16 protein-coding genes are annotated in these 14,939 nt (G+C 42.0%); 6 read left to right on the forward strand and 10 right to left on the reverse strand.

Annotated features, from left to right (window positions below; translation table 11 throughout):
• The first annotated feature begins 28 nt into the window (after nucleotides 1–28).
• A complete protein-coding gene (locus tag AB3N61_RS14085) occupies nucleotides 29–505 on the forward strand; it encodes an LIC_10730 family protein (RefSeq protein ID WP_020770362.1) in 477 nt (158 codons plus the stop codon).
• 70 nt (nucleotides 506–575) lie between these two features.
• Complete coding sequence (gene cutA / locus AB3N61_RS14090; protein WP_367897883.1) at nucleotides 576–908, forward strand: divalent-cation tolerance protein CutA; 333 nt, start codon at nucleotides 576–578, stop codon at nucleotides 906–908.
• Between the two features lie 102 nt (nucleotides 909–1,010).
• On the opposite strand, the gene AB3N61_RS14095 is transcribed toward cutA, so the two are convergent.
• The 6 genes from AB3N61_RS14095 to AB3N61_RS14120 form a co-directional block, all read right to left on the reverse strand.
• Nucleotides 1,011–1,619, reverse strand: a complete 609-nt coding sequence (locus tag AB3N61_RS14095) for a rhomboid family intramembrane serine protease (protein ID WP_367897884.1) — start codon at nucleotides 1,617–1,619, stop codon at nucleotides 1,011–1,013.
• On the reverse strand, nucleotides 1,616–3,613 hold the full coding sequence (uvrB, locus tag AB3N61_RS14100; RefSeq protein WP_020770392.1) for an excinuclease ABC subunit UvrB: 1,998 nt from the start codon (nucleotides 3,611–3,613) through the stop codon (nucleotides 1,616–1,618). The genes AB3N61_RS14095 and uvrB overlap by 4 nt, the downstream gene beginning before the upstream one ends.
• A 60-nt stretch (nucleotides 3,614–3,673) precedes the next feature.
• Nucleotides 3,674–4,345, reverse strand: coding sequence for an ATP-binding protein (locus AB3N61_RS14105; protein ID WP_412758376.1), 672 nt, complete (start codon nucleotides 4,343–4,345; stop codon nucleotides 3,674–3,676).
• 67 nt (nucleotides 4,346–4,412) lie between these two features.
• The gene (locus AB3N61_RS14110; RefSeq protein WP_020770531.1) at nucleotides 4,413–4,874 is read right to left on the reverse strand and encodes a tRNA (cytidine(34)-2'-O)-methyltransferase; all 462 of its coding nucleotides are present in this window, start codon (nucleotides 4,872–4,874) and stop codon (nucleotides 4,413–4,415) included.
• A complete protein-coding gene (locus AB3N61_RS14115) occupies nucleotides 4,875–6,023 on the reverse strand; it encodes a S1 RNA-binding domain-containing protein (RefSeq protein ID WP_367897886.1) in 1,149 nt (382 codons plus the stop codon).
• Nucleotides 6,020–7,375, reverse strand: coding sequence for a hypothetical protein (locus tag AB3N61_RS14120; protein WP_367897887.1), 1,356 nt, complete (start codon nucleotides 7,373–7,375; stop codon nucleotides 6,020–6,022). Before AB3N61_RS14120 ends, AB3N61_RS14115 begins: the two co-directional genes overlap by 4 nt.
• A 26-nt stretch (nucleotides 7,376–7,401) precedes the next feature.
• Here AB3N61_RS14120 and AB3N61_RS14125 point away from each other — a divergent pair, with 26 nt between their 5' ends.
• Both AB3N61_RS14125 and AB3N61_RS14130 read left to right on the forward strand, forming a co-directional pair.
• Nucleotides 7,402–8,094: a hypothetical protein gene (locus tag AB3N61_RS14125; protein WP_020770421.1), complete on the forward strand. Its 693-nt coding sequence runs from the start codon at nucleotides 7,402–7,404 to the stop codon at nucleotides 8,092–8,094.
• Nucleotides 8,095–8,862, forward strand: a complete 768-nt coding sequence (locus AB3N61_RS14130; RefSeq protein ID WP_367897888.1) for a glycosyltransferase family 2 protein — start codon at nucleotides 8,095–8,097, stop codon at nucleotides 8,860–8,862.
• Between the two features lie 180 nt (nucleotides 8,863–9,042).
• On the opposite strand, the gene AB3N61_RS14135 is transcribed toward AB3N61_RS14130, so the two are convergent.
• Nucleotides 9,043–9,435, reverse strand: a complete 393-nt coding sequence (locus tag AB3N61_RS14135; protein WP_036090145.1) for a hypothetical protein — start codon at nucleotides 9,433–9,435, stop codon at nucleotides 9,043–9,045.
• Nucleotides 9,436–9,502: 67 nt separating this feature from the next.
• Here AB3N61_RS14135 and aroE point away from each other — a divergent pair, with 67 nt between their 5' ends.
• Together aroE and AB3N61_RS14145 are read left to right on the forward strand one after the other, a co-directional pair.
• Entirely contained in the window at nucleotides 9,503–10,369 is an 867-nt protein-coding gene (gene aroE / locus AB3N61_RS14140) for a shikimate dehydrogenase (protein ID WP_367897889.1), read from the forward strand.
• A 21-nt stretch (nucleotides 10,370–10,390) separates the two neighbouring features.
• Nucleotides 10,391–11,596 carry a glutamate ligase domain-containing protein gene (locus AB3N61_RS14145; RefSeq protein WP_367897890.1) on the forward strand — a complete coding sequence of 402 codons (1,206 nt, stop codon included), beginning with the start codon at nucleotides 10,391–10,393 and terminating at the stop codon, nucleotides 11,594–11,596.
• A gap of 40 nt (nucleotides 11,597–11,636) precedes the next feature.
• Here AB3N61_RS14145 and AB3N61_RS14150 read toward each other — a convergent pair whose 3' ends face one another.
• Genes AB3N61_RS14150 through AB3N61_RS14160 form a run of 3 tightly spaced genes read right to left on the reverse strand, consistent with a single transcriptional unit; the run spans nucleotide 11,637 to nucleotide 14,937 of the window.
• Nucleotides 11,637–13,271, reverse strand: a complete 1,635-nt coding sequence (locus AB3N61_RS14150) for a PEGA domain-containing protein (RefSeq protein WP_367897891.1) — start codon at nucleotides 13,269–13,271, stop codon at nucleotides 11,637–11,639.
• The gene (locus AB3N61_RS14155) at nucleotides 13,268–14,038 is read right to left on the reverse strand and encodes an ABC transporter permease (protein ID WP_367897892.1); all 771 of its coding nucleotides are present in this window, start codon (nucleotides 14,036–14,038) and stop codon (nucleotides 13,268–13,270) included. The genes AB3N61_RS14150 and AB3N61_RS14155 overlap by 4 nt, the downstream gene beginning before the upstream one ends.
• Nucleotides 14,035–14,937, reverse strand: coding sequence for an ABC transporter permease subunit (locus tag AB3N61_RS14160; RefSeq protein WP_020770338.1), 903 nt, complete (start codon nucleotides 14,935–14,937; stop codon nucleotides 14,035–14,037). The genes AB3N61_RS14155 and AB3N61_RS14160 overlap by 4 nt, the downstream gene beginning before the upstream one ends.
• Nucleotides 14,938–14,939 lie beyond the last annotated feature (2 nt).

The raw sequence follows: 14,939 nt of genomic DNA on the forward strand, positions 1-14,939 counted from the left end.
CGTCTGCCGAAATATCGACTTTCTTCTTATGAAAATTAAACTCGGAATATTACTATTCTCCTTTACTCTGAATTGCTTTTTCGCAGTGGATTGGAGTTCCGACGAATCAGGTAAGGTGAGAGGAAAAGGTTCGGTAGAGGATTTTCCGGAGCCTGAAAATGCCAATTTAAGCAAAGAGGAACTTTCCAAAAGACCGAAAAAAGGCGGCTTCAAGACCAGAGAAGAGCAGGAACTTTTTGATATGATGATCTCCTCCGGCACCGATCAAAACACTGCTCGGAACTGTGCTGCCAAATACGGGAATTGCAAAAGCCAATGTTGGACCCAATATCCGGTCCCCAAAGTGGAGACTGTTTTTACCGCAATCACCGTGGATCGTAAAAGAGAAAATTGTATCGCTAGATGCAGTAATCTTTGCGATGATTATATTCCTTCCACTTCCAGAGGCACTATGCCGAATTCCGGCAAAGGAAATTATTCGGATCCGAACGCTCCCAGATACTGATCCGATCTTTCTAAAGAAAGACTGGACAAAGAATGAATACTTCTTATCCTCCTTTTTCTCGGAGGAACCAATGTCTGCATCTCAAGAAATTTTAGTCTTCACAACGCTGGCGGATCGAGATCTAGCGGAAGAGTATATCGCAGAAATGCTGCAGTTAGGCATCATAGTGAGTGGTACCATTTTTCCGGAAGTGGCTCTATTATACCAATGGGAAGGAAAACTCACCATCGATTCTGAAAATAAGGTCCTTCTAAAAGCGAAAGCGGATAAGTACGCCGCAATCGAAGAATATATTATGAAAAAACATCCTTATCTCGCTCCTGAGATCATCAAAATGGATGTAAGTTTCGGTTCCGATAAGTTTAAGGCTTTTATAAAGGATAAGATCGCGAAAGGAGGATAATCCTTTCGCACTTTAGAAATTTATTATACTCCGTGCCAAAGTCAGTGCAGTAAATAAACGTTCAATTTCCGGCTTAAAGACCCTGGAGTTTAGGAAAAAGTCTTATAAAAATCCACCCAGCACGTATTGGATAAACATAGTCAGAGAAGTCGGTTGTACTAATATGGCAACCGCAAGTCCGGTAAGCGCTCCATAAAAATGTGCATCATGATTGATCCCATCCTGCCTGTTTTTGGATGCATAATAAGAATAGGCCAAATACAAGATCGCATATAAAGGTCCAGGTATCGGGATCGGTATAAAGAAAAAGAAAATTTTAGAATACGGATAAAATAAAATAGAAGCAAATACGATCCCGGAAGTTCCGCCGGAAGCTCCAAGGCTTGCATAATTCGTATCCGCTTTATTTTTTTGGAAAGATACCAGATTTGCAATTAAGATACTAGCTAAGTATAACCCCATAAATCCCAATGGACCGAGCACTATATCCACATGCCTTCCGAAAAAGTACAGAGTCAGCATGTTAAAGAATAAATGGGAAAAATCCGCATGAACAAAACCGCTTGTGGCTAAGGTATAATAATTCCCTTCTTTAGAATCTCGGAAAGGTCTTAGGATCAATTTGTCTAAAAGATTTTGATCCACGTATAACGTGTAAAGACTGATAACCCCTGTGACAATTATTGTTATAAGTGTAATGTCTAATCTCATTTTTCCTCTATAGGATTCACTTTAATGGTAAGCATTTTGTCTCTGAGTAAAGCAGCTCTTTCGAAATCCAGTTCCTTGGCGGCTTTTAACATTTCTTCCCTGATCTTCTCTTTCATTTCCTCTTTAGAAGAGAAGTTTTTCTCCCTAAATTTCTTGTTGATCTCTTCCGCTGCTTGTTCTTCCGGAGCCAGTTCTTTTTCCGTTCGTTCGATCATATCGGCAATTTCCTTTTTGATCGTTTGCGGAGAGATCCTATATTTCAGGTTATGTTCCTCTTGAATTGCTCTTCTTCTTTTGGTCTCTTCTATGGCCTTGGTCATAGAATCCGTCATCTTATCCGCGTATAATATCGCAGTTCCGTTAATATTTCTCGCGGCCCTACCGATGGTCTGTATTAAGGATTTATAATTTCTTAAAAAACCTTCCTTGTCCGCGTCCAAAATAGCGACAAGAGAAACCTCGGGGAGATCCAATCCTTCCCTTAAAAGATTGATCCCTACCAGGACATCATATATTCCTTTCCTGAGATCCCGGATGATCTCCACCCTTTCCAAGGTATCCACTTCGGAATGGAGATAGGAAACTTTAAGCCCTAGTTCCTTATAATAGTCCGTTAAGTCTTCCGCCATCTTCTTGGTTAATGTGGTGACTAAGACCCTCTCTCCCAGTTCTATCCTTTTTCGGATCTCTACTAAAAGGTCCTCTACCTGATTTTTCGTAGGTCGGACTTCTACGTTCGGGTCGAGAAGCCCCGTAGGACGAATGATCTGTTCTACTCTTGTTTTACTCTTCTCTAATTCGTATTCCGCAGGTGTAGCGGATACATAGAGTGTTTTCGGAGTTAACAATTCGAATTCCGTAAAGTTCAAAGGTCGATTATCAAGGGCAGAAGGTAATCTGAATCCGAAATCCACCAGAGTTTGCTTACGAGCCCTATCGCCGGCATACATTCCACCCACCTGAGGAATGGTAACATGAGACTCGTCCACTATAAGTAAAAAATCCCCGCGGAAATAGTCTATGAGACAAGCAGGTCTTTCTCCTTCTTTTCTTCCTGTGAGATGACGGGAATAATTTTCGATCCCGTTACAATAACCCATCTCTTGCAGCATTTCCATATCGTAATTCGTTCTGGATACGATACGCTGAGCTTCCAAAAACTTGTTCTCTTTGGTGAACTTGATCTCTTGTTCCGCCATCTCATCTTTAATTCTTTTTACGGCGTCCTTTATCAAAGGAGGCGACATGATGAAGTGTTTTGCAGGATAGATAAAACATTTTTCCTGTTTTGCAAGTACTTGAGCGGTAACCGGATGTATCCTGGAAATAGAATCCACTTCGTCTCCGAAAAATTCGATACGGAATGCATCCGTATGATAGGCAGGATAAACTTCGATTGAATCCCCTCTTACTCTGAAATTTCCCCGAGAGAAATCCGTATCATTACGATTATATTGTATATGCAGAAGTTTGCGGATGACCTGATCTCTGTCTATGATATCACCTTTTGTCAAAGCAACAACGGAGTTCACATATTCTTCCGGAGATCCTAAACCGTAAATACAAGAAACGGAGCTAACGATCACCACATCGTCTCTTTCCAGCAGAGAAGAAGTTGCCCGCAGTCGGAGTTTGTCAATTTCCTCGTTCATGGACATATCTTTTTCGATAAACGTATCGGAAGAAGGAACGTAAGCTTCCGGTTGGTAGTAATCGTAATAAGAAACGAAATATTCCACCGCATTCTCCGGGAAAAACTCCTTAAACTCTCGAAATAACTGCGCCGCCAAAGTTTTGTTATGCGACAGTACCAAGGTAGGAAGTCCCATATTCGCGATCACCTGGGCCATGGTGAACGTTTTTCCGGAACCGGTCACACCTACTAAGGTGACTTTATCCTCACCCTTTTTGAATGCTTGGCCAATTTTTTCTATAGCTTGGACCTGGTCCCCGGCAGCTTTATAGTTGGAATGGATTTTAAAAATTGAAGACATATTTTTGGAAAGAAAGACCCGAAAATCGAAGAAGTGTAAAACGTAAAAAAACTGAAAAATTTACTTCGGAAGGATTTTTTCGGCCATGAACAAGGCCTGTCTTTTATCCTCTAAGATCTCGAGATCCATTTTATCGAATAATTTTTGCATAACCATCATCCCTCTCATTAGAGTGGCTGTGGAAGAAAATTTTCCCCTTTCTATATCTTCTTCGATATTTAATTCTCTCAGGTTGTTCACCAGTCGGATCTTAAAAATTCCGTTTTTTTCGATTGAATAGGCGACTTCTACGTTTCCGCCGTCACCATATTTGACTGCATTCTCCACCGCTTCGATGGAGCCGATCGTCAGATCCACGATCATATCCTCGTCGATCCCGTTCCCTCTCAAGAAAGATTCCATTCTGCTTCTAACATATTGCATCGGTTGGAATTCGGTGCGGCCAAGTAGAAGGTATTCTTCTGTTTTGGAAGTTTTTTTACGTAGAGAAGATTCCGAAGAGAGAGTATATTCTCTGGGATCTAATTTACTTTTTGCGGCTTCTCCGGAAGTAACAAGCTCATCCAAAACTTTGGGAACCCAATCCGGAGAGAACGTAGGCTCTTCTCTGAATTTTCGAAGAGTGTCCATACGGATCCACGCATGGAAATCCTGGGAATTACCTGTTAAACCGTTTGCTAGGAGTTCCCGAATTCGGGCTTGTATCTCTCCTAGGGAAAAGGACATTCCCATATTTTTCCATAGGACCGTTTTTTTCGAGGGGTGTAAATCCGATTTTTTCCGGAAGACAGTTTCCGATTCACCAACGTCGGATTTGCCGCAATGCTTCGTATGCGATTACAGCGACAGCGTTACTCAAATTCAAACACCTGCAATCTTCTTCCATCGGGATCCGAAGGATCCCATTAGGGATCTCTGATTGAAAAATTTCCGGAGGTAATCCGGAAGTTTCATTTCCGAACAAAAATACGTCATTCTCCCCATAATGAGGAGTTGTATAAGAAATTTTACCCTTAGTGGATATTAAATATAATTTGGAATCGGAAGGTAAAGATTTTGAGAAAGTTTCCCAACTAGGATGAAGGGTCAATTTTAGTTTATCCCAATAATCCAACCCTGCTCTTCTTGCCGCTTTTTCAGACAACTCGAAGGCAGGTTCTCCTACAATATGCAACTCCGCACCTAAGGCGACGCAGAGTCGGGCGATATTTCCCGTATTGGGAGGTATCTCCGGTCGATACAATGCGATCCGGAGAGCCATTTAACCTTTTTTCTGTCCCTTGTTTAAGGATTTTGCAAGAATAGCGCCGAAAGATCCGGTGGAAGAAGTCTCTTCCGAAAGATATCCACTATAATCCAATCTTTCCTGCACTTCTTTCGCTTTTGCAAGGGAAAGTGAGATCTGTCTTTTTGTAGGATTCACTTCCGTTACGAAGGCAGAAACCGAATCACCGGTCTTGAAATGTTGTGCAGCAGGCGTACGATTTTGTAGTCCCGTTTCTCGATTGGGAACCAGTCCGGAAAAATGTTCATTCAATTTTACGAATACTCCGAAAGGTTTTACACTTTCTACCGTTCCGGTAACCAAATCTCCTTCCTTGAACGGAACATTTTGCGCCCAAGGATCTTTTAGAAAATCCTTAACTGTGAAACTATGTTTTTCTTCTTCCCAATCTAATTTTAGGACTTTAGCCCTAAGCACTTGCCCTGGATGGAATTCTTTGGAGAGATCGGCTCCTTTTTTGAAAGTGGCTTCGGAAGCAGGCACAAGGGCTGTAAGTCCGTCCGCTTCCACGATCAATCCGAAGTTATGAACGGATTTGACCTTACAAGTGACGAACATGCCAGGCTTCAATTCGCCTTTCAGGACGGAAATTTTGGCCTCTCTTTCCTTATCCGCGATTTTCTTTTGGGAAACGATGATCTTTCCCTTATTCCCGACTTCTGAGATCAAAAAGCGGACCCTTTTGCCAACTCCGTTGTTTTGTTTTTTGAGTTCCGGATCCAATTGGGAGAATGGACAGAAGCCTGTAAGTTCGCCTAACTTTACCTCTACGCCTGCTTCATTCTCTCCGATGATATGACCTAAAACCGGAATTTCGGCGTGATGAGCCACCGATACCATATCTTTGGAGATTGTGTCCCCGTTCAAACAAGTGGTGAAGTATTGGTCTCCGGAAGATTCCTGTAGGAAATAAGCCTCGATTGTCTCTCCCTGTTTCGGAGCTTCCGTAAATTCGTCAGAAGCGATAATACCTGAGAGTCCTGCTTCTTGGATCTTTATAAAAACGTAATCCGATTTGGAACTGGTGACTAACGCAGAAACTTTGGCTCCGGGCTCTAAGGCCGCTTTTTTTCGGAAACTTTCGTCCAGTAATTTTTGAAACAGTTCTTTTTGATCTTCTTTCATCGTCTCTGCCCCTTAGTTTTCTTTTTTTCCGGAGAAGAGATTTCCGTTTTCACTCTCTCCGTCACGACCGTTCTTAATGTTTTTAGTTTATCCCAATTCTGGAGAGGGTCTTCTCTAAAAATCAAAAGATGAGCCGGTTTTCCGACTCGGATCTTCCCCTCATGAGCCGCCCCCAAATACTGGCAGGTGGTTTCCGTCGCCGCTCTCAAGGCTTCTTTAGGCCCCAGAAGTTCGGATAAAATTCTAAGTTCCTTCCAGCCGGAAATCCCAGGGAACTGTAATTGGTGACCTGCACCGGAACCGAGTAAGATCCTTAGGGACAGATTTTTGCGAGCTCTCAAGAAAGCAAGATAGGATTCGTATTCCTTCTCCGCTTCCTCTCGTTCCGATTCGGAAAGTCCTGGTATAGTAGAAAGTACTTCTTTAGACAGCGCTCTTTCCCCAAAAGTCGGGCTCCATTGGGTCCATTTTTCCCATTCTTCCACAAAAGAAGAAGTTCCTATTCCCTTTCTTGTAAAATAGATCCCGAAAAGTGGAGCCCAAATCTGTTTCACCAAATTATGAGCCACGGGACGAATGGAAGAAGTTTCCGGGATAGGATGATAGAGCACCTTCGTTTCGGAAGACAAAGCTTCCCAATTTGCAAATTCTTCTCCGAAGGTGGAGACGGATAATTCCAATCCATTCTTCTCCGCTTCACTTCTCATTCGATAGAGAAGTTTTCCATCCACTTCGAAAGTTTCTCCTTCGTTATGCCGTAAGAATATATGGATCTTTCCTTTTTTGCCGGAGAGAGAAGACATCGCTTCTTCAGGTGATTTCAGGATCTTATAGCCGGAAGCTTTAGATCCGGAAATTTCTTTGGACTCGGGAATTAAAACCGGAGGAAGAACCGAGATACTCGGATACTGAGAATTCTTTTTTCGGATCAGGGAAAGTTCGCCGGCCCAGGGAGGATCCGCAATACTCTGGATATGCGTGAACCCATGTAGCAGAAATTGTTTCAGATCGGATTCCAATTCCGAACGTTCTTTCCAACCACCGAGTGAATTTGCCCCTAAGGTTACGTGAGAATCACAAAACCCTGGTAAAATGAACAGAGGATCTTTGGAGGAAGGAGAAGAAGATATTTTCTCTACTAGGCCGTCTTTGACCTGGATCTGAACCGGACCGGAATATTCCAACGTTTCGGGTTGGACTAAATAAACTCCGCTCCATGACCAGGAATCCGCGTGAATGTTCCCGGAAAAAACAAGGCTCCCTAAAATGTAGGGGAAGAATTTCGGCAAAATTCGGACCCAATTAGAACGGACCTTTTTTAAAGCTATTAGAATGAGTCTCTTGACAAACAAATCGAGTTCCGAAAAGTTCAAGGTTAATGGGTCAGGAAATCCGGGATATATCAGACAATATCCGGCTTACGGTGGAGGACGGAAGAATCCTCTCTCTAAAGACCCATCGGATCACCAGATCGGTCGAGGAACATATCCAGCAGGCGATCGAGCTCATCTTGGATAAGGTCACTTATCCCACCCTTGTTCCAACGATTTACACTATCGTAAAAGAATTATCGATCAATGCCTGCAAGGCAAATCAAAAAAGGATCTTCTTCGAGGAAAAAGGCTACGATATTGAAAATCCGATCCAGTACAAAAAAGGAGTCTCCGAATATAAGGAATTATTTTCCGAAAGTATGGCGGAAGAATACGGAAACAAATCCAAAAAAAAAGGATATTTCTGTCTGATCACCTTCGACTATTCCATGGACGGAATTCGGATCGAGGTAACAAACAACACACCGGTGACCATTGAAGAAGAAAAATCCCTTCGTGAAAAATTAGAAAAAGGAATGCAGTACGGAGACATCGCCCAATTCTATTTAGATAACGCCGACAATACGGAAGGAGCGGGACTCGGACTTGCACTCATATTAATCATGCTGAAAGGAGAAGGTATCGATCCTTCCTATTTCAGGATCATCATCCGAAAAGACGTAACCATCGCCAGATTGGAAGTTCCTCTTTCGTCTAATTTTAAATCCGTTAGAGATCAGGATTTTTCCCGCGCTTAGATGTACCCAATCTCAGCCTGTATCATCACATTAAACGAAGAAGATAATATCGAAAGATGTCTGTCTTCCCTAGATTTCGTAAACGAGATCATAGTATTGGATTCAGGTTCCATGGATAAAACGGAAAGTATCGCGAAACAAAAGGGAGCCAAAGTAATTCTCCGGAAATTCGACGACTACGTGTCCCAAAAAAACCATGTCATATCTTTAGCAGTGAATCCTTGGATACTCACTCTGGATGCGGACGAAGAACTTTCTCCGGGACTAAAAGAAGAGATCAAAAACTTATTTAAGAACGGCGAACCGGAAGAAGACGGGTTCTTGATCCCGAGACTTACGATGTACATGGGAAAATGGATCCGGCACGGAGGCTGGTATCCGAATTATAGGGCCAGGTTATTCTTAAGATCCAAAGGAAAATTCGTGGGTGGAAAGGTCCACGAAGCGGTGGAATTGTCCGGAAAGAGGAAGAAGTTAAAACATCCCGTATTCCATTATTCCTACGAAAATTTATTCGATCATGTGAACTTTATCAATCGATATTCCGAACTTGCAGCCGCGGAAAAATTCGGAAAAGGAAAAAGAACCGGTCTGTTCTTAGCTTTATTAGAAGCAGGATACAAATCCTTTTGGATGTATTTTGTGAGACTCGGGTTTTTGGACGGCAGAAGGGGATTGATCCTCGCGATCATGGGATTCTATTATAATTTTCTAAAATACACCAAAGTATTCGAAATGTCTTTGGCGGAAAAAGAAAAGAAGAAATAAAGACGACGATTCCTACTTTCGTAGAGCCGCAACTTTGCGATACTGCGTGGAAAAAAGGAAAAGCCCGGATCTGGATGCGACAGCGATCGTAGCGGAAATCCGGCAATGCGCCGTTTATGGCGCTTTGCTGATTGGAGCGAAGAGCGCGATCACGAGCAAAGCGAGTGAGTCGCCCGTAAATTAATCCCTACGTTCTTTATTATGATTGATACGGTTCATGATATAGAGCATGGAGTATCCGCCCAAAAGTACCGCGATCAAATTCACATTGGCAACCTGGTAGATTCCGATCTTAGGGGAGATTAACCAATACACCACTTCTCGGATTAGGTCTTGGAAGATAGAAAGAATGATCAACGACCCCAGAATAGCGACTAAAAACGCCACCCAGTAACCGCCTAAAAGATCCTTTCTTTTATAATAATAAAAATACCAGGCTAAACCGCCGCTAATGGACAGAACAAACAGTATATCCGTGAATGTCGTCCACCAACCCGAAGAAGAAGCTAAAACTAAAAAGGGTTGAGTGCCGAGTAAAGGGAGAAAATCGTTGAGCGAGGCCAGGATTCCCATCTGCATTACAGGTTTTCCGGGTTTTCGGATAAAGTCGAGAATTTTAGTAAAAAAGAAGCGGAACCCATTGAAAATCTTTCGAGACAGCTCAAAATACTTCGGGATCGTAGGCCGACCCTTATCTCATACCCTCTCACCTCTATTACATACTTCATGGTATGAAGACCTAAGTCTGGACTGCGGATATTTGGTTTTTCCTGTGGAAACTTTGGAAAAAAAGGAACTTCTTTCTTTGTCCAAGTTCGGAGTAAGAGGTTTGTCCGTAACCATTCCTCATAAAGAGATTGCTTTTCTACTCGCAGATAAAACCGACGAGACCTCTCAAGCGGTCAAAGCCAGTAATACTTTAATTTTCGAGAACGGATCGATTAGCGCGCATAATACGGACGGAATAGGTGCAGTCCGCTCCGTGAAAGAATCTTTTCCGGAAAGTTTAAAAGGAAAAGTATTATTGATCGGAAGCGGTGGAAGTGCTCGCGGAATTTCTTTCACACTATTGAAAGAAGCAGGAGTAAAAGATCTTACTATCGCTGCAAGAAATCCCAAAACTTCGGAGGAATTGATCGGCTTACTATCCAAGATTTCGTCCGCAAAGATCCAATCCAAGGATCTAAACGAAGTACAAAAGGATTTTTCGGAATATTCTCTCATCATTCATACAACTCCGCTTGGAATGAAAGGAAAAGATCCGGGACCCGCTATCCCCGAGTCTTGTTTTGTAGAAGGTCAAATCGTATTCGATATAGTCTATAACCCTCTGGAAACTCCTTTGGTTTTAGGGGCCAAGAGGAAGGGCGCCAAGATCGTACCTGGAACGGATATGTTACTCTACCAAGCGGTAGAACAATTCAGATTATTCACCGGCGTAAATTTAAGTACCGACCTAATCGAAAAAGGAAGGTCCAGGCTGTTAAATGCTCTCGGATACACCTGAAAGAATATTAGAAAAACTTAAATGTCTATCCCAGATTTTTTAGAATTCGGATCCAAATTAACCAATTTAGAGAAGACTAGGAATTTTAACGTTTTTGGGGATTATTCCTTAGATCCGTTCCGTAAACTAATAGACTCCCATGGCTGGAGAGATCGAAAGAAAGAAAGGCTTAGGATCTCTGTCGTCGGAACGAACGGAAAAGGTTCCGTTTCCCATTTTTTAGCGGGAAGTTTTTCAAATTTGGGATACGGAACAGGTCTTTATACTTCTCCTCATCTATTCGATCCGAAAGAAAGGATCAGAATCGGCCCGAATTTCGATCCTATCGACCAAGAAGATCTAAAAGAGATCTCTAATATCCTATTTACGGAAAGTACTTCGGAAGAACTTTCCTTTCTCTCCTGGTTCGAATGGTTTACACTTGGATCTTTCGTTTTATTCGAAAAAAAGGACATCGCGGTCCAAATATACGAAGCGGGCTTAGGCGGAAGATTAGACGCCACAAAAGTGGCGGAACCGGACATACTAGTTATATGCGCTATCGGAGAAGATCATAAGGCGGTTTTAGGAAATACAAAAGAAGCGATCTTAAAGGAAAAATTAGGGATCGTATCCGAAAGAACGAGGATCGTATTCGCATTAGAACCGGAACCGTCTCAGTTAAAAATACTAAAAGAGTTTTGTTCCGAAAAGAATTTAGATCTCCATCTTTTTCCTTCTTTGCCGGAAGGAAAATCCTATCTGGATCATAATCAAGAATACGTAAAGTTTATTGTAGAGAACCTACAGGGATATATCTCTAAGAAGTTATCCTCTTTGGAAAAGACGGAACAAGTAATTTTTAAACCCCTGCCCCTTCCTCCAGGCAGGTTGGAGACCATATCGGATCTTCCCTTCATCGTATTCGATCCTGCACATAATCCGGATGCAATCCGAGTCACACTTGCGTCTTTATCTTCCGCATTTCCAGGTAAAAGGTTTTCTATACTCGCCGGATTTTTACCGGACAAAGAAGGAGAATCTATGGCGGAAAAACTTTTTGATTATACAAAAATACAGAATACAAATTTGTATTTTTTAGATTCCAAAGAGTTCAAACTTCCGGAAGGATATGGATCTTATTCGGTCCTTCCGGAAAAACTTTCGGAGATCCTAAAACCTATACGGAACGCAGAAGGCCTCCTTGTCTTAGGAAGTTTTAGACTATATTCTTATATCAAAGCTTAAATATTTTGGCCGATACGCCAAAGAACTCCGGAAAGATCTATCAGAATCTCATATTAAATTTTGCGTAAGACTCGGTTTCATACTGTCCTTCCAAACCTCTTACGAATGTCGGCATGGTCTTGACGGGTGCCACACCTACCTCCAAGGTTTCGGAATCCAATCCAAGAGCGTAGAATGTCGCAGACAAGATCAGCATTGTTCCGATCCCGTACAACATGAGTCCGCCTTGGATCCCTTGGTTTCTTCCGAATCTTCCGGAAATAGATCTGAAATAATCGGATTTATCTTTAGCATCGTTATAGATACTTTCCTGATAGAAATAAGAAAGCGCGAATGTCTGTAAATTAGGAGAAGATTGCTGCAATTCCTGGAGAGCAGTAAAATTTGTGATCTGGACCATTGGCCTTACGTTTTCCAGGGCCTGATTCGCTCTCAAATTGAAATAATAATATCCGGCATAAAAGAACAAACTTCCGTAAAGGGAATAGATTGCAAAATCATCGTAGGTATGGTCTAAGAATAAATACTTTTTGTTTTTATAATAGGAAACGGATTCACCTTCTTTCAGTTTGACCTTGATTTCCGATACTTCTCCTTTTTTGATCTCCACTCCTTTAAACTGGTCCACATGCTCGTCTAAAACGAATCTCAATCTGTTCCAACCGATTTTGGCAGGAACTTTTACGAGTGGAGTCACCCCTAAATATTCCGAATCTAAATACACCTTAGCTCCTTGTGGGTCGGAATCTAGGGAAAGAAAGCCTTCTTTTTTATCTTTTTCTAATACGATATCCAGATCTTTAGAATTTTCTCTCAGATCCAGTTGACCGATCCAATCAGAATATCCGTTCTTAGTGATCCGGATATCGTGTATCCCGGCAAGAACATCATTTCTTTTTAAAGGGGTTTTACCTATGTAATTCCCGTCCAAGAAGACTAAAGAATCATACTGGGTCCCGGTTTTAACGGAGAGCACTTTAGTATGTTTTCCTAAAAGTGTTTTGCGGATCTCTTCGATCACCGGACCTAATTCCTGATATGATCGCCTAATACTTGTTTTGTGGGAGAATTCTTTCTTAGATCCGTCTTTGGAAGATCTCAATCGGATATTGATCCGGAGTTCTTCTCCCTTCTTCTCAAATTCTCCGTAAGTGGAATAAAAACAGTCGTATTTTCGGGAGACTGGAATGATAAATCCTTCGTCAGGAGCTGTTTCCGTTTCGTAAGGTTGGACTTTTAAGATCAAATATCTAGGATCTTTGGATACGTTTAAAGAAAGTTCTCCCTTCTTTAATTTTTCAAGTCCTGCATAATCCCATTCTCCTTCCTTTAGATTCGGTTTCACCCCGGAAGGATTTGGACCAAAAGCATGTTGTATAGACTTAGGGTAAAGAGATTCGTCGTAAATTTGAACTAAAGATTTCAGACCCGAATATAGAACAGAAGCATAACCGGAGGAGTAAAAATCCAGAGAGGCATCTCCGGATAAATTCCGGAGAGGAAAAATACAAAGTTTTCTTTCCTTCTCAAATTGGATCTTTTCGGGAGAAGAATATTCAGAAATACGATAATAATCGTTTATCCCGGTCCCAAATATTGGAAATCCAACAAACAAAGGAGCTAAACAAATCAGTAAAATACAGGCGGGTATTTTTCGGAAGAACAACAATTTCAAGATCGTTTTCCTCCCACCGTCATTACTAAACCTAAAATTCCTAATGTAGGAAAAACCAAAGACCAAGGAGCATTCTGCGCGTAATCCTTTGAAAATGCAATTTGTTCCCCTAAACCGGGCCCGAAAACTTCACCTCCCGCTGAAATCCCTAAAAATCCGAATATTGCAAGTGTCATCACAACTGCAGGAAGTCCCGTAAACAAAAGTACTCTCAATATTTGGAACGCTTGGGGAAGAAGATGCGCCCTAAAAATATAAGATTTACTCGCACCAAAACAAGAAGCGGCTAACGCATAACCGCTTGTGCTTACCTCGTCGATTTTGGCCCGAACCGTCTCATAAGCTTGTGCCCAATCTCCTAGAACGATCGCTAAAAACAAAGGGATCGGTCCCGCACCGAATACTTGGACAACAAGCAACGCCAAGAGTAAAGAAGGAAGAGAAACAAATACGGAAGACAAGGGAGAGAATACATTCCTTTTAAAGAATGGACTTGTATAGGAAACGAGACCGATTAGGGAAGCCACGACCAAGGTAAGGACTCTTGCAGGAAAAGCGAATAAGAAAGTAGCCAAACTTCCGTAAGCGAACAGCGAGAGCACGTCTCTTCCCAATCTATCCTTACCGAATGGAAAATCCAAAGACGGAGGGAGAAAAGACTCTTTTAAATTCAATTCAGTAGGAGCGGACTTGAATAATATTCCAAATATTACTAAAACTAAATATAGGGAGATCACTCCGTAACGAAGCAGGTTTGAAGTTTTCAAGCTGCACCTGCCTCCCAACCCAAAAGTCTATCTCTTACTCTTTCCGAGACTCTGGTCAGAATATAGAATACCGTTCCGCTATAGAATAAAAGAGCGGAGAGTAATGCGGAATCCATGGTCCTTATCGCATGGTACATGGACTTTCCGATCCCGGGGAAAAAAAAGATCTCTTCCACAACGATTGCGCCTGAAAGTAAAGAACTCAAATCCAATAAGATCAAGATAAGAAGTACGGGGCAAACTTTCAGAAGAATATGTCGGAACAATATTCGATTTTCTGAATATCCTCTCGCCTTCAAAACGTTCGTATAAGCCGATTTTTTTTCAGTACCGGCCAGCTGGTGGGCAAAAATAAAAAGTCTGGCAAACACTCTGGAACCAAGAGCGACTCCAGGCAAGATCACATAAGCGGTATTCCAAGGCTCATATCCACCGGGAGGAAGCCAGCCCAGTATCAGAAAAAAGAATACTAATAGAAAAACGGAAACTACAAATACTGGGGTGGATAAGATAACTTGACTGATAAATCCGAAAACTTCTCCCACCAAACTCCACCGAGGAAGAAAAGAGACCAAGGCTAAGAAAACGGAAAAGAAGGTCCCCGTTAAAACCGCAAATCCGGCTAAATGTAAAGTGGGCCAAAATCTGGAGAGTATATGAGAAAGGACCGGATCCCCGGATTCGGTTTCGCCCAGATCGAAATTGACCAAACCTTTCCAAAATTTTAGATATTCTTTCGTAAAATCTGTGTTAGGCGATCTCTCCGCGGAATCCTGGACCTGGATCCCGGAATCCGCCTCTAAAAATTCCTTATTCAAGGATCTGAGCTGGGAAAAAAATACGGAAATTGCGGAAAGGAAAACCGCAAAGATCAAAAAGCGTTTCGCTTCTTCTAACAAAC

The organism is Leptospira sp. WS58.C1, from assembly GCF_040833995.1.
GTDB classification, from domain to species: domain Bacteria; phylum Spirochaetota; class Leptospiria; order Leptospirales; family Leptospiraceae; genus Leptospira_B; species Leptospira_B cinconiae.